This is a genomic window from Prevotella sp. kh1p2 (assembly GCF_900111525.1).
GTDB lineage: Bacteria > Bacteroidota > Bacteroidia > Bacteroidales > Bacteroidaceae > Prevotella.
The window spans coordinates 17726-41078 of record NZ_FOHY01000022.1 but is presented as its reverse complement, the minus strand read 5'-3'; the positions used below and the strand labels follow the sequence as shown (position 1 = coordinate 41078).

Sequence of the window (23353 nt, the reverse complement as noted above, 5' to 3'; positions counted from 1 at the left end):
CGGGACCATACTCCGTTTGGAGCAGCTTGTGCATCTTGCCATTACGACGATTACCGCTTACCGGATTGGTTGCCTCAAGGTGACTCTCCAGCTCACCCTCCATGGCAGCGTTAAGGAAGTCCTCTAATACTTGATGGAATGCACCATCCTTGCCAAACAGGGGCTTGCCGGACTTGAACTGATCTTTCGCTACAGCAAGCATCTTTGTGTACTCTTCTTGTGTCATTGTACTAATCTTTATGCTCTATAAACAGAGCAATGATAAATCTTATTGTCTTAGTCTTTGACACAGTTCAGATGACAGCCTCTGCGTAAAATTAATATTTAAGGAACTTGAAGCCTCTGTCCAGTCAATATAATCACAGAACTGCTCTAATATTTCGTTTGTAAATATGAAATCATGTCTTTTGCAGACAACATGCCAATCAAGTCTGTTTTTATACTTTTCAAGGGCATTAATGTCTAAGATAAAATGGCTCTTATCAGAAAGAATTGTCCAATTTATATATTCTTCATAGTCATCAATCAAAGATAGAATTACTTTCCTACCAGAAAGACTTGACAAGTCTATTTTATCTAAAGGTACATATTCAAGAACCCTTTTACTTAATGGGAAATATTGCAAATCTGACAAAAACTTCCAATCAATCAAATCAGAAATATTTTTCCTTTGTGCAATAGAGATAATGACCTCCTCGCTTTCCCATGCTCTCTTATTGTCCTGTTTAGACAAAAGTGACCAATTCAAATTTTCATTGATTTTATCCTGCAGAAATTCTTTCGTTGGATAAAATGATTTCGATGAACTAACAGCAAACCAATTCCATGCATAGTTCGGCATAGAATCAGCAAGCTCCATCGTAACTTTAATGACATGTCGATCCATAAGAGCATTATAATCATAATCGCCCTTAGGATTTATCTTGATGATTTGCTCAATATTTACGTCATCACGTTCTGATAAGACCTTAAAATCCAGTCTATCTTTGTATGACTCAATAATTTCGTTCAGTTTTTGCTTGTCTGGCTGACAGAATAACTTACTTGACATGGAAATAACTTCCCAGTCAATCTTATCTTTAAAACGAGAAAGAAACCATTTCTGATCATTCAAGCTCTCAAAAGAAGAAAGCAATTTAAAGTTCCATTTATTTCTTGTGTCACCAATCAGCGTCATGACATCATTAGTCCATGATTTTGGCTTAATCCCTAGCTTAGGATTGAACTTCAAACTGTTGTCTACGGCTTCTGAACTTGATAAAGCGTCCCAGTCCACAAAATTCCGGCATTCAAGAATATCACTGAATACATTAAAGTCTTTGTGTAAACAGAAATATTTCAAATCCCACCAATAAGATTTTTTTGTAGATGTTTCCTTGAGAACTTTTTTAAGTTCCTTGAATGAATATTGTGAAGTGAGTGATGTCCACGCTTCTTTACATTTTAAGTTAGGAGTGATATTTGTGATAACAAGTGCAATTTTATCAAGAAAATTATAATCAAACTTGTTCGATGTAGTTATGATTCTTCCAAAAATGACATTCCAATTCCAGTAATTTTTGAATTTATCAAGATTAGGATAAAGAAAACCTGTTGGAACATTCTCAGAAAGGCATATCCAATCCCATTTCTCGACAAACAGAGGATTTCCGAGGTTTTCTAATTTTAACTTAGAGAACATCCTTTCAGTTAAAATAATCCAATCCCATGGATATTTAGAATCTTTGTATTTGGCTATAACAAAATCTAACGAAGCTACGGACGAGAATTTAGTCCAAGCCTCTCCATCGTCACCGATATAAGAATCAATCTTTTCAATAGATTGAAGTTGTTCTATATTATCATTATTATCGAAGACGAGTTTCCAATCAAGCTTTTTTCCGAAGTTGCTATATAGCAAAGTGTTTGAAAGCTGCAAATCATTAGATGAAATTGCCTGCCAGTTCCACTCAAACTCAGGATGGGCAGATAAAATCTCTAAATCACGAATTGATTTGGAAACAAATGTTCGTCCCTCCTCAGTAGTGATATTTTGAGCGTATCTGTCAAAGAATCGTTTGTTCCATGTAATACTCTGAATACATTCGAATCCAATCATATATGGAGTGGTAGGCCAACTAATGAGACCACATTCCGTAAAAGCATCAATAACTTGTGGACTCCAAATGTAGTGTTTATCATTCAAAATACAGGAAGATAATGTACCTTCATCTTTGCTGGCTTCTTTAATGGCATTTATAAAGACATCATTAGTAGCAAATTTAATGCCCCATGTGGCATCCGCAAATATCCTGTCAAAGAAATGGATGCACAGAATATTTTCCTGCAATACTTCCAAGTTCTCATATAGGTACTCTATAGGAAACTCTGTTACTATTACATTCCAATCCCAACGTTTGTCAGGATTTGACAATACAGCGTTCTGAACCTCCGATGTATTTTTAGTGTAACGAGCAAGATTTACCTGAACGATGCTAAGATTAGACAAAACAAAAGCATCCGGCAGAATTTTCTCCAATTCTTCCCAGTTCCATTCGTCCAGTGTGTCCTTTTGCTGAAATATTAATTGCTCTATAGTTTCTATGTTCCTGCCTAAATCAGATGACAACACCTCCAAATCCCATGGATAATCAAAAAAATGATCAATGAGAAATTGGTCTTCTGCACGTTCAGTTAAAACAGGCCAATCCAGATTTCCCTTATAAGATGGAATATATGAATAGATTTCTGTTATCAAGGTCAAAATACTCCTGCTGTTCGGCTTGATAAATATTTGCCTTTTCCTTTGATTGATATTCCAACCTCTTCAAAAGAGGTGTCATCTCATAATGAATTATAGAATCAATTATTTCATCATCTGGCCATATCTGCTTCTTTTCAACCATGTCACTATAAATTCCCATATCTTTGTAAAATGGGAACATCGAAAGTGCTGTCGGTGTATCGGATTTCAGTTTTTGATGCTCAAATAAATACTTGGTTCCAGAGAAGAACTTAAAGTGCTTCTTTTCTTCAAGTGATATTTTACCAAGATTTGTTAAGATGACATCATGCTCCACCACCTTGATTAGATGTTCATCTTCTACCTTCTTTAAAATGTCCTCAAACATTCTGACTTCAGCAATATCAAAATATATTTCAGGCTTACCTTCGTTCTCCTGGTTCACCATGCTGAATCCAAGGAGAACTCCAAGACTACGCTTGTCATAGAAACCATCGCTTGCTGCCAGGATGGAACATATAACGTCATATAAATCATCAAGAGGTTCTTCTGTGAAGTATAAAATGTCACAAGTATATTTCTTCACCCCCCATTTAGTCAGGGTTGAATAAATAAATTCTGCATTCGCTATTTTATCTGTGATTTTCATACTTCTTCTTGATTTACGACGTGATTATTTTTGTTCGACTCTATAGTTAAGAACAGTCTTCTATAAATTTCCAAATTGGAAAAATGTTCTCTGTTCCCGAGTATTATTAACAGTCTTTTGGCTCTGGACAATGCTACGTTAAGTCTGTTAGGAGATTGAGCGAAACTTAAAGAATGCTGTTCTGGATAGCCATACTTCGGATATCTTTTCCTGTCTGGCTGCCGATTCATGGAACTTTGAATGATATTACTCCTCACCATGGAGACAATAACGATGTTGCATTCCTTTCCTTGAAATCTGTCAACAGTACTTACACGTGTAGGAATACCTTTGTGTCCGAAAGCCATATATAGGGGGTAAAACGAAATGTGAAAAAACTGAAGATAGGATAAAGGGGTGATTTGCTTTGTATATCAAAGAGTTATGAGATAATAGAGGTTGGAACGATTGCAAAACGAAATGTTACATTGGCTTTACATTTGTGTTACATTCGAGGCTCGTTTGAACGGTGTTTGAGTGATAAATGTTACATCGGGGGCAAATTGAGGCAAAATGGGGCGATTTCTGTGCTGTAGTGGGTGTGTGGCGGTGGAAACCAAGCAAAGGTGACACAGGCGAAAAGAAGGGGCTTAGACGGGCTTCTGAAGTGGTTTAGAATGATGGGGCTATCGTGTCAAGTTCCGTTATTTTTTATCAGAATTGAAATTATATATTATATAAAAATATCGTATATAGTTATTATTTTGTATATTTGCAGCAAAATAAAGCGATTATGACCAAGGTTATACATGTGCATTTGATACAGGGACGAAAGAACTACTACTTCGGCTCCATACCTGCGATATACAGTGTTCTGACGGCGGAGGAAATAGGTATAAAGCAATGCTCGTTGGAGCGTGCAGGACTGAGCAAAGGAGGCGTTATATTGAATAAAAAGGCGTGCATAATGGCCGGGGAACTTATCCGCTCGAAAGTGACAAAAAAGTGATAAGTTTGAACAGCTAAAACGCTGATTGAACGATAGTTGAACGGTTTTCGACTGGCTTTTGAACAGTCGGAAGCCGCTTTTGCGTTTTTGAGGGTTAAAAAAGGGGGTGATTTTTGTTTATAAAAAATGCAAGAAAGTCGTTACATACTTGCATCCCGCTGTTAAATATATGCTTTTTTGAATACATACTGATTAATATCCGCTGCAAAGGTAAAAATTATTCTTTAATCATGCAAACTTTTTGTGTAAAAAGTTCAAGAATAGTTTTATTTCTTGCACAATCCTTTACAGCTTACTCGGTCTTTACCAGCCTCAAACGGCGCCACACGCAGTTGGGCATCCGCCGCCAGCAGAAGGTCAGGATGCGGTACTTCCAGTCCACTATCCACACATGGCGGTGGCTGTTTAGGGCCCTAACAATCTCGCGGGCGGCCTTTCCGGCGTCGAGCAACATGGGGTAACGGCTGCCTGCAAGCAGCGGCGTGTCTACAAAGCCGGGGCGAATATCGGTGAACGAGATGGGCAGCCTGCGGCTGTTGGCAAGCTGTTCGAGCGCCTGGATATAGGTACTCTGAAAGGCCTTGGTGGCGCTGTACGAGGGTGCAGGGCCCAGTCCCTTGGTTCCGGCGATAGAGGAAATGACGGCAATGTGGCCTCCGCCGTGCGTGGCCAGATAGTTGAAGGCCGCGCCGACCATGCGGGTAAACCCCAGCGCGTTGGTCTCCACGGTGTCGGCTTCTATGTCGGCATCGAGCCTGATGTTCTGCTTTCCTATGCCCGATACGTGGAAATACAGCTCCATGCCGCCCATACGGTCTGCCAGCTCGAGCAGCCGTTCGGGCGCATCGGCCGCCGTTACGTCTATACGGGCAGTCGTTACCCGCTCCGGGCAGGTATTTCTCACTTCTTCCAACGCCTCCAGCCGGCGGGCCGCTATGCCCACTTGCCAGCCCTGGTGCAGCAGGATGAGGGCTATCCGGCGCCCCAATCCGGAGGATGCTCCTATGATAATGGCTCTTTTCATACTCACAAATTTAGTGAAAAAAGTCTGTTGCAAGCACAAAATAGACCAAATAATTTGCTTTTTCAAGCTATTTACCTTATTTTTGCAACACTAAATAATAATGTATCAACGTATGAAAGATTTTTTCAAGTACGCCTTTGCCACCGTTGTGGGAATCATCATCTTCCTGGTTGTCATGGGCATCTTTGCCGCCATGAGCATTGTAGGCATGATTTCATCTGCCCAGGCCACGAAAAACGTAAGTAAGAATTCGGTACTCGTCATGAACCTCTCGGGAGTCATGAAAGAACAGGCCGACGAAAACATCCTGGCGATGCTGGCGGGTAATTCGGCCAACACCATAGGCCTCAACGAGACGCTCTCGGCCATCCGCAAGGCCAAGAAGAACGACAACGTGAAAGGTATCTACATAGAGGCGGGCATGCTGAGCGCCGACTACCCACAGCTGCAGGAAATCCGCAACGCACTGCTCGACTTCCGGAAGAGCGGCAAATGGATTGTTGCCTACGGCGACACCTACACCCAAGGCACCTACTATCTGGCCTCGGCAGCCAGCAAGATATATCTCAATCCGCAGGGAATGATTGACTGGGCAGGCATCGGAGCACAGCCCATCTTCGTCAAGGACCTGCTCGACAAGTTCGGTATCAAGATGCAAGTGCTCAAGGTGGGCAAGTACAAGAGTGCCACCGAGACGTTTACCGAGGACAAGATGAGCGAACCGAGCCGCCAACAGACGCAGGCATACATCGACGGACTGTGGCAAAACATGCTGAAGGCAGTCTCCGAGAGTCGCCATATCAGCACCGAACAGCTCAACGCGCAGGCCGATAATCTTATCATCTTCGGCGACCCCAAGGAGTATGTAAGGAACCGTTTTGTGGACGGTTTGCTCTACGCTGACCAAATAAAAAGCGAAGTAAAGAAACTGCTTGGCGTTGAACAGGATGCTGCAATCAACCAGCTGAGCATCTCCGACATGCAGAACGTGAAGGAGAAGCACGACGGTGAGCAAGTTGCAGTCTACTACGCTTACGGCGATATCGTGCAAAGTCAGCTGCCGGGAGGCCTCTTCAGCGGTGCTCACCAGATTGTGGCAACCGATGTGAACAAGGATTTGGAGGGCCTGATGGAGGACGACGACGTAAAGGCAGTGGTCATTCGCGTGAACTCCGGCGGCGGCAGTGCTTACGCTTCGGAACAGCTGTGGCACCAGATTGAACTGCTGAAGAAGAAGAAACCGGTTGTTGTCTCTATGGGCGGCATGGCTGCATCGGGCGGTTACTACATGAGTTGCGGTGCCAACTGGATTGTTGCAGAGCCTACCACGCTCACCGGCAGCATCGGTATCTTCGGCATGATACCCGACCGCAGCCAGCTGCTCACACAGAAACTCGGCATCAAGTTCGACGAAGTGAAGACCAACAAGAACAGTCTGTTCGGCACGGGCGCCCGTCCTATGAACGCAGAAGAAATATCCTACATGACTGCCTACATCGACCGCGGCTACAATCTCTTCCGTCAGCGCGTGGCAACAGGCCGCAAGATGACGACTGATCAGGTGGAAGCCATCGCCCAAGGGCATGTTTTCCTCGGTCAGGATGCACTCAAGATAAAGCTCGTAGACGAGCTGGGAGGCCTGGACAAGGCCGTGGCTAAAGCTGCCAAGCTGGCTAAAATCAACGAATACTACACCTCCGAATATCCTGCTCCGCTAAGTTTCACCGACCAGTTGTTGGCCGAAACCGGCGGCGGAAACTATCTGGACGAGCAGCTCCGCGCCTTCCTGGGCGAATACTATGAACCCTTCCTGCTCCTTAAAACAATGAACCGGCAGGACGTTATACAGGCACGTATCCCGTTCTACCTCAACATCAAGTAATGCGAACAGAAGGAGACCTCATACATATCAACGAATGGCTGAAGCCTCTTAGCTGGCTTTACGGAATCGGTGTGCGGCTTCGCAACCAGCTCTTTGAGGTCGGCGTGCTCAAGGAACATTCCTTCAGCATCCCTGCCATCTCTGTTGGCAACATCACGGTAGGCGGCACCGGCAAGACTCCTCACGTGGAGTATCTCGTCAACTTGCTGCATGACAAGGTGAAGGTGGCCGTGCTTTCGCGCGGCTACAAGCGCAAAACAAGAGGCTTTGTGCTGGCCGGCGAGCAGACCACAATGCCCGAGATAGGCGACGAGCCCTACCAGATGAAAAAGAAATTCAGCGACATCTACGTGGCTGTTGACAAAGACCGCGTTCGCGGAATAGAGATGCTAACCTCGCTGGAGGATACCAAGGACGTTGATGTTATCCTGCTCGACGACGCCTTCCAGCACCGATACGTAAAGCCGGGCATCAACATCCTGCTCGTTGACTACCACCGGCTGATTATCTATGACAAGCTCCTGCCGGCCGGAAGGCTGCGGGAACCGAAGGAAGGCAAGGCAAGGGCCGACGTTGTTATCATCACCAAGTGCCCCAAGGACCTTAAACCTATGGAATTCCGCGTACTCACCAAGGCCATGGATCTGTACGCTTATCAGGAGCTCTACTTCACTACTATCGACTATGACGACCTGCGTCCCGTCTTCGGAGACCCCGACCGCCGCATGAAGATAGCCGAAGCAGCAGGCTCGCACGTGGCATTGCTCACCGGCATTGCATCGCCCCGGCAGATGCTTCTCGACCTTTCGGCAATGGGAATGACCATTACCCCACTCACTTTCGGCGACCATCACCAGTTCCGGGAGCGCGATGCACAGACCATCAACGAGAAGTTCGCCGCCCTGCCTGCACCCAAATTGCTCATCACGACGGAGAAAGACGCGGCGCGGCTGGAGGCCTTTGAGGGGCTGAGCAGCGAGGTGAGAGACAGCCTCTATGTGCTCCCCATCCACGTGAGCTTCATGCTCGGCCAAGAAGAAAACTTCAATCAAAAAATCATAAGCTATGTACGAAAGAATTCAAGAAACAGCATCCTGGTTAAAAAAAAGGATGACAACAAGTCCAAAGACCGCCATCATTCTGGGAACAGGCCTGGGACAATTAGCTTCCGAGATAACTGACACCTGCGAATTTCCCTATAAGGACATCCCCAACTTTCCCGTTTCGACCGTCGAAGGGCATGCCGGAAAGCTCATCTTCGGCAAACTTGGCGGCAAGGACATCATGGCCATGGAGGGCCGTTTCCACTTCTACGAGGGCTACAACATGAAGGAAGTAACCTTCCCGATACGCGTCATGTACGAATTAGGCATCCAGACGCTCTTCGTGTCGAATGCTTCGGGCGGCATGAACCCGAAGTTCAAGATTGGCGACCTCATGATTATAGACGACCACATCAACCTCTTTCCCGAGCATCCGCTGCGCGGCAAGAACTTCCCAACGGGCCCCCGCTTCCCCGATATGCACGAAGCCTACAACCTGCAGCTGCGCAATCTGGCCGACACCATTGCCCGCGAGAAAGGCATCCGCGTAGTTCACGGAACCTACGTTGGCGTTCAGGGACCTACGTTTGAAACGCCTCACGAGTACCGCATGTACCACCTGCTGGGCGGAGATGCCGTAGGCATGAGCACCGTACCGGAGGTTATCGTGGCCTGCCACTGCGGCATCAAGGTCTTCGGCCTTAGCGTCATTACCGATTTAGGCGGTTTTGATGCCCCCGTAGAGGTAAGTCACGAGGAGGTGCAGGAGGCTGCCAACGCCGCCCAACCCAAGATGACAGAGATTATGCGCGAGATGATAAGCCGCTCGTAACGTAGCTCGCAAGCGGCCGATAACAACTTTCAACACAGCAACCAACGACATTTTATGACAGAAATATCAACACTTGGCGAGTTTGGTCTCATTGACCGGCTCACCAAGAACATCAAACCCAAAAACGAATCTACAGTGTACGGCGTGGGCGATGACTGCGCCGTACTTCATTATCCCAATAAAGAAGTGCTCGTGACAAGCGACATGCTCATGGAAGGAATACACTTCGACCTCACCTACACCACCATGGAACAGGTTGGATACAAGGCTGCCATGGAGAACATCAGCGACATTTTCGCCATGAACGGCACGCCCCGGCAGCTGATAGTCAGCATCGCCGTGGACAAGAGGTTCAGCATTGAGAACATGGACGAGTTCTATGCAGGACTGCGGGCAGCCTGCGACAAGTGGAACATCGACATCGTGGGAGGCGACACTACCTCAACCCGCACGGGCCTGGCCATCAGCATCACGCTCATTGGAGAGGCCGACAAGGCCGACATTGTGTACCGGAACGGAGCCAAGGAGACCGACCTCATCTGCGTAACGGGCGACCTCGGCGCCGCCTACATGGGTCTGCAGCTCCTGGAAAGGGAAAAAACAGTTTATTACGAGCAGTATGACGCGCTGGCAAAAAAGGTAAGCGAGGCCAAGAAAACAGGCAACGCGCAGAACCTGAAGGCGTTGGAGACCGACCTCAACACGCTCAACGACTTCCGCCCCGACTTCGCCGGAAAGGAATACATCATAGACCGGCAGCTGAAACCCGAGGCCCGCGGCGACATCATAGCCCGCCTGCGCGAACTCAACATACGGCCTACGGCCATGATGGACATTTCCGACGGGCTCAGCTCCGAGTTGCTCCACATCTGCAAACAGAGCCATTGCGGGTGCCGGGTGTACGAGAAACAGATTCCCATCGACTACCAGACAGCCGTCATGGCCGAAGAGTTGAACATGAACGTAACCACCTGCGCCATGAACGGAGGCGAGGATTACGAGCTGCTCTTCACCGTTCCAATAGGCGACCACGAGAAAATCGAGGGTCTGGAAGGCGTCCGCCAGATAGGCTACATCACCAAAGAAGCGCTGGGATACCAGCTCATTGCGCGCGACGGCAACGAATTCGAGATAACCGCGCAGGGTTGGAACGCCCTCCTGTAAGCGGCCGTCATGCCATGCCCCGCTGGCCTTCCGCCGTATTGGTAAGTTTGTTAAAAAACACTAACAGTGCGGATTTTACGCGCGAGGCATGGCAGATTATGAACTAAATGCCTTACCTTTGCATCCGCAAAAAGACAAACCACGCTGGTACCTTAGCTCAGGTGGTAGAGCAATGGACTGAAAATCCATGTGTCCTTGGTTCAACTCCAAGAGGTACCACTCCTCCTTTCATGAGCCCGGTTCTCGCAAGAGGCCGGGTTTTTTGTTTGTTTATCCTATCACATATTTGCTCCCCGGCAGGTACGATATCAGCTTGGATGTTACCGCCGTACAGCCAAACGTGAGCACGGCGATGGCCGGTATCGTTACGTAAACGGGCAACAACGGATGCGCCACGTCGCCGCCAATGAGCAACTGGGCTATGGGCGCGAGGAAGAACAGGTGCATCAGGTACATGCCGTAGCTGAGTTTGGCTATGCCGGTAACGGCCTTGGGAGCCACCGGAGCCTCTATACAGGTAAACAGCAGGAAAGCTCCAAACGTGGCACAGAGCACGTTCGGCGTACAGAACTCCCACGCCCATTCCAGCATCGGAGTATCTATGAGCTGCCCGGGCACGCCCTTCCACCAGAACGACCACGCCGTAAAAGCCGCTCCTGCCACAAAGCACAGGGCGCCCACACGGAGCCTGCGCGGACGCTCCCAATTAAGATGAAAGCGGATGTAATGGGCCAACACGAGGTAGCCGATGTAGCCCGAGCAATACCAAAGAGCCGAGAAGCCGTTCCAGAAACACTCGCCCCACAGCTCGGCCGACACGTAGCGATGCAGCCACGGCGTAAGTGTGGAGAAGGCAAAGATGCCGATAAAGATGCGCTCATCCCTGGCCGAAGCCCGTTCCAGCCACGGCGAAATGACGGGAATGATAAGGTACAGGCTGATGAGCGGATACATGAACCACAGATGGCCGGCCATGGAGGGAAAGTTGAAGGGCAGCATCTTCAGGTCCGCCAGCGACTGTTGCCACGTCATGCCGCCCCAGGCCAGCGGCAGAAACGTGTAAAGCAGCAGGAACGAGACGAACGGCGGCAGGATGCGCAGGAACCTGCGGCGGTAGAACTGGCCCATAGTTACGCCCGGCTTCATGGGCACCAGCAGGAATGCCGACACGATTATGAACAGCGGCACGGCAGTACGGCTTACGCCGCCGTCGTAGAACGCCACCCAGAAACGGTTGCTCTCCGTGGCCAGCATTGACATGTTGCCGGCCAGCCCCGACGTGTCGGCACCGTAGAAATTCTCATTTGCGTGAACCAGCATCACCATGAAACAGGCCACCACGCGGATGTAATCGACAAAAGAAATACGTTTTTCCATCTTTGGTTTTTGGTTGCAGATTGATAAGAAGCCCGTCTCTCCACCTCCGTTGGCGGCTGCAGGCAGGCGCAAAAGTACAACATTTCGGCCACACGGCCTAACTTTCGGCCGGCATTTTCCGGCTCCTTTTCAGTCAAAAGTTCGCCATCCTGCCCTCCGCAGCGCCTAAACACGGGTAACGGCAGCATGTTTCAGCGTGCTTGGAAGCATCACTCAGGAACTTTCGACACCTGTCGCACGATTGTTCGACACTTGTCGCAGATATATGCTACACCTGTCGAAAGTTCCCGAACCACACCTTCGGCACCCCGGTTTAAAACTTCTAAAACCCCGGAACGCATCGCCCGCGAACGGAGCCGTTGCAAGGTAAAAACCCCGTGCTCATCGATTTCAGCGAAAAAGGTAACAAATTCGGGCTTCAATATCTTGTTTTTTCGGATATTTCTTCGTATTTTTGCCTCGCTAACATTTGGCAAATTACAAACTTATAGCAAATCAAGGTATGAAGAAACTACTTGTTATCGTTGCGGCCGTCATGGTGAGCATGGCCGGCTTTGCACAGTCCAAGGTCTACCTTACGCGCGAAATATCGCCCGAGGCTCTGGTCAAAATCTACCGCGCACTGGGCGTAAAGGCCGAAGGGCGCGTAGCTGTGAAAGTGAGTACGGGCGAAGGCACCAACCCCAACTACCTGAAACCGGCACTCATCAAGAACCTGGTGGAAGAGGTGAACGGTACCATCGTTGAGTGCCGCACGGCCTACCAAGGCGACCGCATGGAAACGAAGGACCACTGGAACGTCATCCACCGGCACGGGTTCGACTCACTCTTTGCCGTTGACCTGATGGACGAGTACGACGAAATACGCATACCCGTAAAGGACCGCACCCACATCAAGTACGACATCGTAGGCGGCCATCTGGCCAACTACGACTTCATGGTGGCGCTCAACCACTTCAAGGGCCATCCCATGGGCGGCTACGGCGGTGCGCTGAAGAACCTCTCCATCGGCGTGGCCAGTCGCAACGGCAAGGCTTACATCCACTCCGCAGGCAAGATACAGACACCTGAAAACCTCTGGACTCCCGAGAACATCGGCAACCAAGACGGCTTCCTGGAGAGCATGGCGGCAGCTGCGCAGGCCGTGGTAGACTACTTCAAGGCCGAGCGAGGCATCATCTACATCAGTGTAATGAACAACATGAGCATCGATTGCGACTGTGTTGCCCATCCCGCTCCGGTCAAGCTGAAGGACTACGGCATCCTGGCATCCACCGACCCCGTGGCACTCGACCAGGCTTGCGTCGACATCATCAACAGTCAGAAGGTAGAGGCAGAGAACGACCCGACCGACTTGCTCAAGCGCATCGACAAGCAGCACGGCACCCACACCATAGACTGGGCCGAGAAAATAGGCCTGGGCAGCAAGAAATATACTATCGTAAACATTGACAAATAACCAGCTGCAGGCGGCTGTGTACACGGTACCGCTTCTGCTGTCATAAAAGAACAGAAACATGATTGGTTCAACTGAGATTATCATCATCGCCCTCATTGTATTGTTACTCTTCGGCGGCAAAAAGATACCCGAGCTCATGAAAGGGCTCGGCAAAGGCGTAAAGAGCTTCAAGGACGGCGTGAGCGGTGTTGAAGACGTAATGAAAGAAGACGACAAACAGAAGCCTCTGCAACAGGCGGAAGAGAAGAAGGACTAAGCTCGCAGCACCGCACAACCTACTATGAGCGAAGGACAAGAACTCACATTCTGGGAACATCTCGACGTATTGCGCGCCTATCTGATACGCATCATCGTGGTAGTTGCCCTGTTCGGAGCCATTGCCTTTTGCTTCAAGGAGCAGTTGTTCGACATCGTTCTGGCTCCCGCCAGTTCCAACTTCATCAGCTACAGGCTGCTGCATGCCGCTCCTTTCAAAATCCATCTGGTAAACATCGGGCTCACGGAGCAGTTCATGATTCACATGAAGACAGCCTTCAGCTTCGGCATTCTGGTTGCTTCACCTTATATAATATACCTGCTCTACAAGTTCATCTCGCCGGCTCTGTACCAGCGGGAGAAGCATTACGCTGTCCGGATAGTGGGAGGCGCCTACGTCATGTTTATGGTAGGCGTGCTCGTCAACTACTTTCTCATCTTCCCGCTCACGGTCCGTTTCCTCGGAAACTATCAGGTCAGTGAGGCCGTTGGCAACATGCTGTCGCTGCAGTCGTACATGGACACGCTGTTGCTGATGAGCATTCTCTTCGGCGTTGTGTTCGAGATACCCGTCATCAGCTGGCTGCTGGCCGTGTTCGGACTGCTCAAGGCCGAGTGGATGCAGCGTTACCGGCGCCATGCCTTCGTGGCTGTCATCATCATTGCGGCCGCCATCACGCCTACCGGTGATGCCTTCACGCTGGCTATCGTGTCGCTGCCCATCTGGCTGCTCTACGAGACCAGCATCTGGATAGTTAAGACTACAAACATACAAAAACATTAACTTTATGCTCAGGAAAATCAGAATCACCCTGGCAAGTGTATGCTTCGTCGGCATCACCTTGCTGTTTTTGGACTTCACGGGCGCTCTTCACACATGGCTGGGCTGGATGGCCAAGATACAGTTTCTGCCTGCTCTGCTGGCACTCAACGCCCTTGTGATAGCCGCCTTAGTGGTGCTCACGCTCGTCTTCGGCCGCATTTACTGCTCCGTTATCTGCCCGCTCGGCGTGTTCCAGGACATTGCAGCCTGGTTCGGCAAGCGCGGCAAGAAGCTGCCTTATACCTACTCCAAGGCCGTGAGCTGGCTGCGCTACCTCATGCTGGCCGTCATGGTCGTTGCCTTTGTACTGGGTGTAGGCTCCGTGGTGGCGTTATTGGCGCCCTATTCGGCCTACGGCCGCATGGCCGGAAACCTCTTCCAGCCGCTCTACCTGTGGGGTAACAACGTGCTGGCAGCCATTGCCGCCAGCGTTGACAGCTACGCTTTCTACAGCGCCGACGTATGGATAAGGAGCCTGCCCACGTTCATCATTGCTGCCGTAACATTCGTTGTGCTCGTTGTCTTGGCATGGCGAAACGGCCGAACGTACTGCAACACCATCTGTCCTGTGGGCACCGTGCTCGGTTTCCTGGCACGTTTCTCGTGGTTCAAGATTTACTTCGACGGCAACAAATGCCGCAGCTGCTCGCTCTGCTCACGCAACTGCAAGGCCTCGTGCATAGACTTCAAGAACCTGAGTGTTGACTACAGCCGCTGCGTAACCTGCGGAGATTGCCTGCAGCATTGCGAATACGGAGCCCTGCATTACGGCCACCCGTCGGCTGACATCAGGCAGACAAACAAGCAGAAGATGGCCGAAAAGGCAGAAAAAGCCCGCCAGCGCGAGGAGCAAAAGCAGCAACCGGCACAGCAGGAAACCACGACGGAAAACAGCGTAGATACCTCCCGCCGCAGCTTCCTGATGGCTGCAGCACTAGCAACCACCGCCACCGCAATGGCTCAAAAGGACAAGAAGGTTGACGGCGGACTTGCTGAAATCGTGAACAAGGTGGCACCCAAGCGCACCACCCACATCACACCGCCGGGTTCCTACAGTCTTGCGAACATGGCGAAGCACTGCACCGGCTGCCAGCTCTGCGTATCCGAGTGCCCCAACGGCGTGCTGCGCCCGTCTACGGAACTAACAAGACTGATGCAACCCGAGTCGAGCTACGAGCGCGGTTTCTGCCGGCCGGAGTGCACGCGCTGCTCGGAGGTGTGCCCAACGGGCGCCATCAGGCTCATTGACAAGGCACAGAAATCCTCCATCCAGATAGGCCATGCCGTGTGGATAAAGAAGAACTGCGTTCCCATAACCGACGGAGTAGAGTGCGGCAACTGTGCCCGACACTGCCCAACCGGTGCCATCAGCATGATACCTTACCAGACCAAGGACGGCGAAGTGCAGATACCAAGCGTTGACGAAGCACGCTGCATTGGCTGCGGAGCCTGCGAGCATCTGTGTCCGGCCAGTCCATTCTCGGCCATCTATGTCGAAGGCCACGAAGTTCACAAGACCATTTAAAAGCGAAAAACGATGAGTAACAAGATAAACAGACGCTCGTTCCTGAAGCTCTTTGGTGCAGGAACGCTCACTGCGGGCACTGCAGCAGTGGTGGGATGCAAGAACAATGACAACACGACCAAGGCCCGTCAGGAACCCCCGGTGGGAAAGATGACCTACCGCCTGAACCACAACACGGGCGACAAAGTCTCCATCCTGGGCTACGGCATGATGCGACTGCCCACCAAAGGGCAGACATTGGGAGGCCGGCAGGTAGGCGACGAAGAGGTTGACCAGGACATGGTAAACAAGCAGGTGGACTATGCCTTGGCTCACGGAGTGAACTACTTTGACACCTCACCCGTATATACGCAGGGCATGAGCGAGCACCACACGGGCATCGCCCTGCACCGCCATCCGCGCAAGAGCTACTACATAGCCACCAAGATGTCCAACATGCACTCCTACACAAGGCAGGATTCCATCGACATGTTCAACCATTCGCTTAAGGAACTGCAGACCGATTACATCGACTACTACCTGCTCCACTCCATCGGCGGCAGCAATGACGAGTACCCGGATGCCATCGATCTCTTCAATGCACGCTTCATCAAGAACGGCATTCTGGACTTTATACTCCAGAAGAAGAAAGAAGGAAAGATACGCAACCTCGGCTTCAGCTACCACGGCGACGTCAAGGTGTTTGACCATGCGCTGCAGATGATGGACCAGGGGAAGGTACACTGGGACTTCGTACAGATAGAGCTGAACTACCTGGACTGGCATTGGGCCAACGAAATAAACGACCGCAACACCGATGCCGAGTACCTGTACGAGGAGCTGCGCAAGCGTAACATCCCCGCAGTCATCATGGAACCGCTGCTCGGAGGCCGTCTGGCCGACATGCCCATCAAGCTGGTTAACCAGCTCAAGCAGCGCGAACCCGAACGCAGCGTGGCCTCCTGGGCCTTCAGATACGCTGCAACCAGACCCAACGTGCTGGTATTGCTGAGCGGCATGACATACATGGAACACCTCAAAGACAATCTCCTTTCGCTCTGTCCGCTCAAGCCTCTCACCGCTAAAGAAATGACTTTTCTGGAAGAAGACATAGCTAAACAGATTGTGGGTTACAAGACCATACCCTGCAACGACTGCAAATACTGCATGCCCTGCCCCTATGGAGTCGACATTCCGGGCGTGTTCGTGCATTACAACAAGTGCCTCAACGAGAGCAACGTCCCGCAGACAACACAGGACCCGGAGTATGCCAAGGCCCGCCGTGCATTCCTGGTAGGCTACGACCGCAGCGTTCCAAAGCTCCGGCAGGCCGACCACTGCATCGGTTGCGGTACCTGCGTGCCCATGTGTCCGCAGAAGATACAGATACCGGACGAGCTCCACAACATAGCCGACTACGTGGAGGAACTGAAGCAAGACCTGCTATAAACCATGAAGGGAGACTCTACCGCGAGCCTCCCTTTTTTCTTTTTACAGCTCTGCAACAAACCGCCAGGGCTGCATTTTCACACCCTCAAAATCCATGACGCTGAACCGGCATCCTGGCGGAGGTGCCGTTCAAGCCCCTTGAAGGGCACGGTCAAGCCCCTTGAAAGGCACGTTCAAGCCCCTTGAAGGACACGTTCAGCAATCTTGCTCCAAACTATCTATAAGACAGACTGTTACGAGCAGTCAGTCATCCTGTACCTGCAGGCGGTCGCCACGGACAGTGAAATGGATGTCGCTGCCCATGAACGGCATACCGTAAACCTTGCCGGGGTCGTCCTGATAGTGCGGGCGGGGGTCCAGTTCCAGCGTTTTTCGCAACGCCTCCAGCTGCCGGCGGGAGAAGCCGGAAGCAATCCTATCGGGTATCTCCACGTGCAGCCGGCTTATGGGACGGGCGTCCACAAACCCGCTGCGAGCACCAGGATGGCTGTCGGCATAGGCTACATAGGGCTTGATGTCATAAATGGGCGTGCCGTCCATCAGGTCGGCGCCGCGCACGTGGATAACCGGTCCGCGGCTTGTCTCCCACTCTATGCGGTCTATCCTGACGCATGACAGGCCGATGTTGTTGGGCCTGAAGGGCGACCGCGATGCGAAAACGCCCACCTTCTCGTTGCCTCCCAGCACGGGCGGACGCACCACCGGGCTCACGCCAGCATGCCTGTTGGCCGAGAACTCCCATATCAGCCAGATGTAATCGAAGCCGTCCAGGCCGCGCAGTGCATCGCGGTTGCGGTACTGCCGCTCAAAGATGATTTCGCCTTCCAGTTCCTCCACCAGGTTACTTTGCTTGGGAATGCCGAACTTGGAAGTAAAAGGCGAACGAAAAGTTGCTATCGGTTTGAGTTCCATCTTTATGGGTTTATGTCGCAAAATTACGCAAAAAAGACGTGAAAAATAACGGTTTCTCCAAATCTTTTGCTAACTTTGTGGGAAAAACAGGAGCGCATGAAATTCGACAACAGCGGCATCCGCCGCCAAGACCGGCTAATGGACGAAGCCCAGGCAAGGGCACTTCTGCAGACGGCAGAGTACGGCGTGCTCTCCATGACCGCCGAGAACGGAGAGCCCTACGGCATCCCCGTGAACTACGTTTGGGACGGGCAGAGCAGCATCTACATTCATTGTGCGCCCCAGGGGCGTAAGCTCCGCGCCATTGCTGTCCACCCCGAGGTGTCTTTCTGCATCGTGGGGCGCGTGAACCTGATGCCCGGCAGCTTCACCACCGAGTACGAGAGCGTGGTCTGCAAGGGCACGGCCAGGGCCAACCTGACCGAGGAGGAGAAGATGAAAGCCCTGCACCTGCTCATCGACAAGCTCTCTCCCGGCTTCAGGGAGCTGGGCGACAAGTACGCCCACAAGAGCTTTCACCGCGTGGATATCATCCGCATAGACTTCACGGAGTTCAGCGGCAAGTGCAAGCGAGTTACCCATCCCGTACAATACTGACACCCAACAGCTTTCCTTAGTATAATCAACCATTTATTGATACCAACATGAAAATACGTTCACTCTTCATCAGCACACTGCTGCTGGCAGGCCTGCTGCCTGCTGCGGCACAATCAGTAAAACTCACGGCTGGCAACATCGACGCCGTGCTCAAGGCCATGACCTTGGAAGAAAAGGCACGTCTGCTTGTCGGAGAGAGGCAGACCAAAGTTCCGGGAGCTGCCGGAGCAACCGCCGCCATACCGCGACTGGGCATTCCGCAGACCATCCTGAGCGACGGCCCTGCCGGCCTCCGTATCAACCCAACGCGTAAGGACGACGCCCGGACCTACTACACCACGGCCTTTCCCGTGGGCTCGCTGGTGGCTGCCACGTGGAATGTGGAGCTGGCCGAGCAGACTGGCAGGGCCATGGGCGACGAGGTACTGCAGTACGGATGCGACGTACTGCTGGCGCCGGGGCTCAACATCCACCGCTCTCCTCTGTGCGGGCGTAACTTTGAATACTATTCAGAAGACCCGCTGCTGGCCGGCAAGATGGCCGCCTGCACGGTGCGCGGCGTCCAAAGCAACGGCGTAGGAACCAGCGTGAAGCACTTTGCCGTGAACAGTCAGGAGACCGAGCGCACGAGCGTAAACGAAGTGGTATCGAAGCGAACGCTGCGCGAACTCTACCTTCGTAACTTCGAGATAGCCGTCAGAGAGGGGCATCCCTGGACCGTGATGTCTTCCTACAACAGGCTCAACGGCCCCTTCACGCAGGAGAACAGACAGCTGCTCACCACGCTGCTGCGCGAGGAGTGGGGCTTCGACGGCATCGTCATGACCGACTGGACGGGCACACGCAACACCGTGGCGCAGGTTCACGCCGGCAACGACCTGATGGAACCGGGCAACAACGAGCAGGTAACACAGATTGTGGAAGCCGTGAAGGGCGGCACGTTGGCTATGGAGGACGTGGACATTTGCGTAAAACGCATCCTGCAATACATCGTCAAGACGCCCGCGTTTCGTGGCTACAAGTACAGCAACCGGCCCGACCTCGAGGCTCATGCACGGCTGGTTCGCGAGAGTGCTCCCGAGGGTATGGTGCTGCTGAAGAATGAGAACGCAGCCCTGCCCATGCAGGGTGTTAAGACCGTAGCTCTCTTCGGTGCCCAGTCGTACGCAACTCTTGCCTGTGGATTAGGCTCCGGCTGCGTCAACATAGCCTCTGCCGTGTCGCTTGCCCAGGGCCTCTCAAACGCCGGCATCAACCATACGGCAGATTTGTCCGACCTCTACAAGATGGGCAGAGACTTCGACGACGCCCACAGCAAGATGCTCCAGAAAAGCAATTGGGACAGAGCTGCCGGCCGCACGCAGTATCCCGAGCTTGCCATCAGCCGCTATCTGGCCGATGAACAGGCCAAGAAATCAGACCTGGCCATCATCACCATTGCCCACGAAGCAGGCGAAGGCTGGGACCGCCCGATTGAGGGATGGCGCGGGTTCAACCTCACCGCCGACGAACTCGACATGATTAAGAACGTTACCGAGGCCTACCACGCTGCCGGAAAGAAAGTTGTGGTGGTCATAAACTCGGGCAGCGTGATGGAAACTGCATCGTGGAAAGCCCGTCCCGACGCCATTCTCATGGCCTGGCAGCCCGGTGGCGAGGCCGGCAATGCTATCGCCGACGTGCTTACGGGCAAAGCTAATCCATCGGGAAAGCTACCCATGACGTGGCCCATTGACGTGATGGACCATCCTTCGAGCAAGAATTTCCCCACCCGGAAAGGCACCAACGATGAGGTCTCACTCCATCACGAAGGCCTGAATGTGGGCTACCGATACTTCGATACTGCCCGTAAGGAGGTGTCTTATCCATTCGGCTACGGGCTCAGCTACACCACTTTCGCTTACTCCAAGCCGCAGGTCAAGGCCACGAAAGACGGCTTCACAGCCACCGTCACGGTAAAGAACACGGGCAAGGTTGCCGGCAAGGAGAGCGTGCAGCTGTACGTTTCGGCGCCCAAAGGCAAGCTGGAGAAACCCGCGAAGGAGCTGCGCGCCTTTGCCAAGACGCGCAAGCTGGCACCCGGAGAGAGCCAGACGCTCAGCTTCGCCGTGTCACGCTACGCGCTCGCTTCGTTCGACGAGTCTGCCAGCCAGTGGATAGCAGACGCCGGACAGTATGCCGTTCTCTTCGGCGCCAATGTCGAGGACATTCGCTGCCAGGCCGCTTTCACCCTGAAAAAAGCCTACACGCAGCAGGTAAACGACATTCTTCAGCCCGACCAGGAACTGTAAATAAAATCCGAAAACATGACTGGCAAGAAAATGAGAACGGGCATCGTGGGCACCGGCAGAATGGCTGCAGAGACCATGAAGGCCCTCGCCGGCATGCCCGGATATGAACTCTCGGCACTCTGCTGCCGCCCTCACAGTCTCCCGCAGGCACAAGAACTGGCCGCCCGTTACGGCATTCCGCTGGCCACCGGCAACTACAATGAGTTTCTGGAGGCCGATACCGACATCGTGTACATAGCCCTCGTGAACAGCGCCCACTACGAACCGGCACGGCAGGCACTGCTCTGCGGCAAGCACGTAATTGTAGAGAAGCCGATGTGCCCCACGCTGGCAGAAACGCAGGAACTGGTCCGGCTGGCCCGGGAGAGGCATCTCCTGCTCTTTGAGGCAGTTACAACGCTGCACTTCAAGAACTTCTTCAAAATCCGCGAACTGCTGCCCCGGCTGGGCAACATCCACCATGTTATCTGCAATTACAGCCAGTTTTCGTCCCGTTACGACCGCTATCTGGCCGGCGAAAAGATGCCGGCTTTCGACCCGCAGTGTGCCGGCGGCAGCCTGCTCGACCTCAATGTGTACAACCTGAACTTTGTAGCAGGCCTCTTCGGCACACCCACTAAGGCCGCTTACCATGCCGTGCGGGGCTACAACGGCATTGATACGTCGGGCACGCTCGTGGCCGAGTATCCCGGCATGGTTGCCGTCTGTACGGCTGCCAAGGATGCTGACGGCGACAACTTTGCCCTCATCGAAGGCGAAAAGGGCTGGCTGCGGGTGAACGGACCCGTCAATACGATGCCGAGTTTCACGCTCTGCACGGACGGCGAGCGGCAGGAGTTCGCCCTCGATGACACCGCGAACAGGCTGACGGCAGAGTTCGAATGCTTCGCCAAAGCGTGGAGAGAACAAGATTACCCGATGGTTTACAGCCTGCTCGAAACGGCCTGCCGGGTCATGGAAACAATCGAACTCACCAAATGAATGCAGTCACCGGCAACCGCTTTACTCCCGGGCTGCCACTCTGCAGAAGCCTCTCTGGGTCAAAATCTGTAATATTGGTAAGCATTGCCACAATGGCTACGATGCCCTTCTCGCCTTTTTTAGGTACTTTTGCAACATGACTTTCAACCGTTCGGGGATTGCAGCCGCAGTCCGGCTTGCCGTCTTTGGACATACATTTCACATAAAACAAAACCAACATGATTAACGATTTCATTTACGACCTGCCTGTTAAGGTCTACTTCGGAAAGGACCAGATGAAGCATCTTGGCCCCGAGTTAAAGCAGTACGGCACACGAGTGCTGATGGTATATGGCGGCGGTTCCATCAAGAGAACCGGCCTTTACGACAAAGCAGTGAAAGAGATAAAGGCCGCGGGGCTTGAACTCTTCGAGCTGCCGGGCGTGAAACCGAACCCCAGTGTGGAGTCCGTACGCCAAGGACAGCGCCTTTGCAAGGAGCAGCACATCGACGTCATCCTGCCCATAGGCGGCGGTTCTACCATCGACTGCTCCAAATTCATAGCCGCGGCAGCCTGCGTTGACCACGACCCGTGGGACTTCTTCAACGAGAAGTGGGCACCTATTGAGAAGGCACTGCCCATTGTCACCATCCTCACCCTGTCGGCCACAGGCTCCGAAATGGACAGCGGAGGCGTTATCAGCAATCCCGACACGCAGGACAAGATAGGCCGCATGGAACCCATCTTGCTGCCAAAGGCATCGTTCCTCGACCCTACCAACACTTTCACTGTGAGCGCCTATCAGACTGCCTGCGGCTCTTCCGACATCATGAGCCACATCATCGAGGTTTACTTCAACATGAACCAGGACCTCTACATGCTCGATACGTTCATGGAGGGCATGATGAAGACCATCATCAAGTACGCCCCCATAGCCATCCGCGAGCCTGAAAACTACGAGGCGAGAGCCAACTTGATGTGGACAAGTTCATGGGCTATCAACGGCTTTGTCAACGGAGGCAAGCAGCAGGCATGGAGCTGTCACCCCATGGAGCACGAGCTCTCGGCCATCTACGACATCACCCACGGACTGGGCCTGGCTATCCTCACCCCGCGCTGGATGGAGTACTGCCTCGACGAAACCAATGTAAGCAAGTACGTGCAGTTTGCCACCAACGTGTTTGGTATAAGCCCCGAAGGCGACCCGATGGATGTTGCACGCAAAGGAATAGAGGCTTTGGACCATTTCTTCTTCCAGACTCTGGGCCTCAAGCGCACACTTCCGGAGGTGGGAATAGATGAAACCTACTTCGACGTAATGGCCGAAAAAGCCGTCAAGAACGGCGGAACGGCCTACGCCTTCAAGCCTTTGGCCAAGGAAGACGTGGCTGCCATTTACCGCATGTGCATGAAGTAAGCCG

The 23353-nt window shown here is 52.0% G+C and carries 21 protein-coding genes, 1 tRNA gene and 1 pseudogene; 15 read left to right on the top strand and 8 right to left on the bottom strand.

What is annotated here, in order from left to right; all coding sequences use genetic code 11:
- The 4 genes and pseudogenes from BMW31_RS11875 to BMW31_RS11860 all read right to left on the bottom strand — a co-directional run.
- Positions 1 to 226 (bottom strand): annotated as a pseudogene (locus BMW31_RS11875) (IS256 family transposase); the annotation flags it as partial.
- A gap of 42 nt (positions 227 to 268) precedes the next feature.
- On the bottom strand, positions 269 to 2737 hold the full coding sequence (locus BMW31_RS11870) for a hypothetical protein (protein ID WP_177166325.1): 2469 nt from the start codon (positions 2735 to 2737) through the stop codon (positions 269 to 271).
- Positions 2700 to 3371 (bottom strand): hypothetical protein, encoded by a 672-nt coding sequence (locus BMW31_RS11865; protein WP_091826211.1) that lies wholly within the window; start codon positions 3369 to 3371, stop codon positions 2700 to 2702. Before BMW31_RS11865 ends, BMW31_RS11870 begins: the two co-directional genes overlap by 38 nt.
- Positions 3368 to 3718, bottom strand: a complete 351-nt coding sequence (locus BMW31_RS11860) for a C-terminal helicase domain-containing protein (protein WP_091826209.1) — start codon at positions 3716 to 3718, stop codon at positions 3368 to 3370. Before BMW31_RS11860 ends, BMW31_RS11865 begins: the two co-directional genes overlap by 4 nt.
- Before the next feature lie 425 nt (positions 3719 to 4143).
- Between BMW31_RS11860 and BMW31_RS13630 the strand changes: the two genes are divergently transcribed.
- Positions 4144 to 4359 carry a hypothetical protein gene (locus tag BMW31_RS13630; RefSeq protein WP_091826207.1) on the top strand — a complete coding sequence of 72 codons (216 nt, stop codon included), beginning with the start codon at positions 4144 to 4146 and terminating at the stop codon, positions 4357 to 4359.
- 292 nt (positions 4360 to 4651) lie between these two features.
- Here BMW31_RS13630 and BMW31_RS11850 read toward each other — a convergent pair whose 3' ends face one another.
- Positions 4652 to 5383: an SDR family NAD(P)-dependent oxidoreductase gene (locus BMW31_RS11850; protein ID WP_091826205.1), complete on the bottom strand. Its 732-nt coding sequence runs from the start codon at positions 5381 to 5383 to the stop codon at positions 4652 to 4654.
- Between the two features lie 112 nt (positions 5384 to 5495).
- Between BMW31_RS11850 and sppA the strand changes: the two genes are divergently transcribed.
- The 5 genes from sppA to BMW31_RS11825 all read left to right on the top strand — a co-directional run bounded on the left by sppA (position 5496) and on the right by BMW31_RS11825 (position 10523).
- Complete coding sequence (gene sppA, locus BMW31_RS11845; protein WP_091826203.1) at positions 5496 to 7265, top strand: signal peptide peptidase SppA; 1770 nt, start codon at positions 5496 to 5498, stop codon at positions 7263 to 7265.
- Entirely contained in the window at positions 7265 to 8446 is a 1182-nt protein-coding gene (gene lpxK / locus BMW31_RS11840; RefSeq protein ID WP_143049204.1) for a tetraacyldisaccharide 4'-kinase, read from the top strand. Before sppA ends, lpxK begins: the two co-directional genes overlap by 1 nt.
- Entirely contained in the window at positions 8376 to 9140 is a 765-nt protein-coding gene (locus BMW31_RS11835; protein WP_255404958.1) for a purine-nucleoside phosphorylase, read from the top strand. The genes lpxK and BMW31_RS11835 overlap by 71 nt, the downstream gene beginning before the upstream one ends.
- 54 nt (positions 9141 to 9194) lie before the next feature.
- Complete coding sequence (gene thiL, locus BMW31_RS11830; protein WP_091826197.1) at positions 9195 to 10304, top strand: thiamine-phosphate kinase; 1110 nt, start codon at positions 9195 to 9197, stop codon at positions 10302 to 10304.
- A 146-nt stretch (positions 10305 to 10450) separates the two neighbouring features.
- Positions 10451 to 10523, top strand: a tRNA-Phe gene (locus tag BMW31_RS11825).
- 51 nt (positions 10524 to 10574) lie between these two features.
- Here the strand turns inward: BMW31_RS11825 and BMW31_RS11820 are convergent.
- Positions 10575 to 11681: an acyltransferase gene (locus BMW31_RS11820; RefSeq protein WP_091826194.1), complete on the bottom strand. Its 1107-nt coding sequence runs from the start codon at positions 11679 to 11681 to the stop codon at positions 10575 to 10577.
- A gap of 502 nt (positions 11682 to 12183) precedes the next feature.
- Here BMW31_RS11820 and BMW31_RS11815 point away from each other — a divergent pair.
- Genes BMW31_RS11815 through BMW31_RS11795 form a run of 5 tightly spaced genes read left to right on the top strand, consistent with a single transcriptional unit; the run spans position 12184 to position 17171 of the window.
- Positions 12184 to 13140 (top strand): DUF362 domain-containing protein, encoded by a 957-nt coding sequence (locus BMW31_RS11815; RefSeq protein ID WP_091826191.1) that lies wholly within the window; start codon positions 12184 to 12186, stop codon positions 13138 to 13140.
- Between the two features lie 58 nt (positions 13141 to 13198).
- Positions 13199 to 13396 (top strand): Sec-independent protein translocase subunit TatA/TatB, encoded by a 198-nt coding sequence (locus BMW31_RS11810; protein ID WP_091826189.1) that lies wholly within the window; start codon positions 13199 to 13201, stop codon positions 13394 to 13396.
- Between the two features lie 24 nt (positions 13397 to 13420).
- Complete coding sequence (gene tatC / locus BMW31_RS11805; protein ID WP_091826186.1) at positions 13421 to 14179, top strand: twin-arginine translocase subunit TatC; 759 nt, start codon at positions 13421 to 13423, stop codon at positions 14177 to 14179.
- 4 nt (positions 14180 to 14183) lie between these two features.
- The gene (locus BMW31_RS13660) at positions 14184 to 15743 is read left to right on the top strand and encodes a 4Fe-4S binding protein (RefSeq protein ID WP_091826183.1); all 1560 of its coding nucleotides are present in this window, start codon (positions 14184 to 14186) and stop codon (positions 15741 to 15743) included.
- A 12-nt stretch (positions 15744 to 15755) separates the two neighbouring features.
- A complete protein-coding gene (locus tag BMW31_RS11795; protein ID WP_091826182.1) occupies positions 15756 to 17171 on the top strand; it encodes an aldo/keto reductase in 1416 nt (471 codons plus the stop codon).
- Between the two features lie 243 nt (positions 17172 to 17414).
- On the opposite strand, the gene tsaA is transcribed toward BMW31_RS11795, so the two are convergent.
- Positions 17415 to 18083, bottom strand: coding sequence for a tRNA (N6-threonylcarbamoyladenosine(37)-N6)-methyltransferase TrmO (gene tsaA / locus BMW31_RS11790; RefSeq protein ID WP_091826180.1), 669 nt, complete (start codon positions 18081 to 18083; stop codon positions 17415 to 17417).
- A gap of 96 nt (positions 18084 to 18179) precedes the next feature.
- On the opposite strand from tsaA, the gene BMW31_RS11785 reads away from it, so the two are divergent.
- From BMW31_RS11785 to BMW31_RS11775, 3 genes are read left to right on the top strand one after another with little or no spacing between them, the layout of a single operon-like run.
- The gene (locus BMW31_RS11785; protein ID WP_091826176.1) at positions 18180 to 18680 is read left to right on the top strand and encodes a pyridoxamine 5'-phosphate oxidase family protein; all 501 of its coding nucleotides are present in this window, start codon (positions 18180 to 18182) and stop codon (positions 18678 to 18680) included.
- Between the two features lie 47 nt (positions 18681 to 18727).
- Positions 18728 to 20971, top strand: coding sequence for a glycoside hydrolase family 3 C-terminal domain-containing protein (locus BMW31_RS11780; RefSeq protein ID WP_091826174.1), 2244 nt, complete (start codon positions 18728 to 18730; stop codon positions 20969 to 20971).
- 15 nt (positions 20972 to 20986) lie between these two features.
- Complete coding sequence (locus tag BMW31_RS11775; RefSeq protein ID WP_091826172.1) at positions 20987 to 21952, top strand: Gfo/Idh/MocA family protein; 966 nt, start codon at positions 20987 to 20989, stop codon at positions 21950 to 21952.
- Here BMW31_RS11775 and BMW31_RS11770 read toward each other — a convergent pair.
- Positions 21942 to 22187, bottom strand: a complete 246-nt coding sequence (locus BMW31_RS11770) for a hypothetical protein (RefSeq protein WP_143049203.1) — start codon at positions 22185 to 22187, stop codon at positions 21942 to 21944. The two genes, BMW31_RS11775 and BMW31_RS11770, sit on opposite strands and share 11 nt — an antisense overlap.
- On the opposite strand from BMW31_RS11770, the gene BMW31_RS11765 reads away from it, so the two are divergent.
- Positions 22171 to 23349: an iron-containing alcohol dehydrogenase gene (locus BMW31_RS11765; protein ID WP_218140609.1), complete on the top strand. Its 1179-nt coding sequence runs from the start codon at positions 22171 to 22173 to the stop codon at positions 23347 to 23349. The genes BMW31_RS11770 and BMW31_RS11765 overlap by 17 nt on opposite strands.
- Positions 23350 to 23353 lie beyond the last annotated feature (4 nt).

Excerpts from the sequence above, each read along its gene's own strand:
- BMW31_RS11865 (WP_091826211.1), bottom strand. The coding sequence starts at position 3,371 with ATGAAAATCACAGATAAAATAGCGAATGCAGAATTTATTTATTCAACC.
- BMW31_RS11860 (WP_091826209.1), bottom strand. The coding sequence starts at position 3,718 with ATGGCTTTCGGACACAAAGGTATTCCTACACGTGTAAGTACTGTTGAC.
- BMW31_RS13630 (WP_091826207.1), top strand. The coding sequence starts at position 4,144 with ATGACCAAGGTTATACATGTGCATTTGATACAGGGACGAAAGAACTAC.
- BMW31_RS11850 (WP_091826205.1), bottom strand. The coding sequence starts at position 5,383 with ATGAAAAGAGCCATTATCATAGGAGCATCCTCCGGATTGGGGCGCCGG.
- sppA (WP_091826203.1), top strand. The coding sequence starts at position 5,496 with ATGAAAGATTTTTTCAAGTACGCCTTTGCCACCGTTGTGGGAATCATC.
- lpxK (WP_143049204.1), top strand. The coding sequence starts at position 7,265 with ATGCGAACAGAAGGAGACCTCATACATATCAACGAATGGCTGAAGCCT.
- BMW31_RS11835 (WP_255404958.1), top strand. The coding sequence starts at position 8,376 with ATGACAACAAGTCCAAAGACCGCCATCATTCTGGGAACAGGCCTGGGA.
- thiL (WP_091826197.1), top strand. The coding sequence starts at position 9,195 with ATGACAGAAATATCAACACTTGGCGAGTTTGGTCTCATTGACCGGCTC.
- BMW31_RS11820 (WP_091826194.1), bottom strand. The coding sequence starts at position 11,681 with ATGGAAAAACGTATTTCTTTTGTCGATTACATCCGCGTGGTGGCCTGT.
- BMW31_RS11815 (WP_091826191.1), top strand. The coding sequence starts at position 12,184 with ATGAAGAAACTACTTGTTATCGTTGCGGCCGTCATGGTGAGCATGGCC.
- BMW31_RS11810 (WP_091826189.1), top strand. The coding sequence starts at position 13,199 with ATGATTGGTTCAACTGAGATTATCATCATCGCCCTCATTGTATTGTTA.
- tatC (WP_091826186.1), top strand. The coding sequence starts at position 13,421 with ATGAGCGAAGGACAAGAACTCACATTCTGGGAACATCTCGACGTATTG.
- BMW31_RS13660 (WP_091826183.1), top strand. The coding sequence starts at position 14,184 with ATGCTCAGGAAAATCAGAATCACCCTGGCAAGTGTATGCTTCGTCGGC.
- BMW31_RS11795 (WP_091826182.1), top strand. The coding sequence starts at position 15,756 with ATGAGTAACAAGATAAACAGACGCTCGTTCCTGAAGCTCTTTGGTGCA.
- tsaA (WP_091826180.1), bottom strand. The coding sequence starts at position 18,083 with ATGGAACTCAAACCGATAGCAACTTTTCGTTCGCCTTTTACTTCCAAG.
- BMW31_RS11785 (WP_091826176.1), top strand. The coding sequence starts at position 18,180 with ATGAAATTCGACAACAGCGGCATCCGCCGCCAAGACCGGCTAATGGAC.
- BMW31_RS11780 (WP_091826174.1), top strand. The coding sequence starts at position 18,728 with ATGAAAATACGTTCACTCTTCATCAGCACACTGCTGCTGGCAGGCCTG.
- BMW31_RS11775 (WP_091826172.1), top strand. The coding sequence starts at position 20,987 with ATGACTGGCAAGAAAATGAGAACGGGCATCGTGGGCACCGGCAGAATG.
- BMW31_RS11765 (WP_218140609.1), top strand. The coding sequence starts at position 22,171 with ATGATTAACGATTTCATTTACGACCTGCCTGTTAAGGTCTACTTCGGA.
- BMW31_RS11770 (WP_143049203.1), bottom strand. The coding sequence starts at position 22,187 with ATGAAATCGTTAATCATGTTGGTTTTGTTTTATGTGAAATGTATGTCC.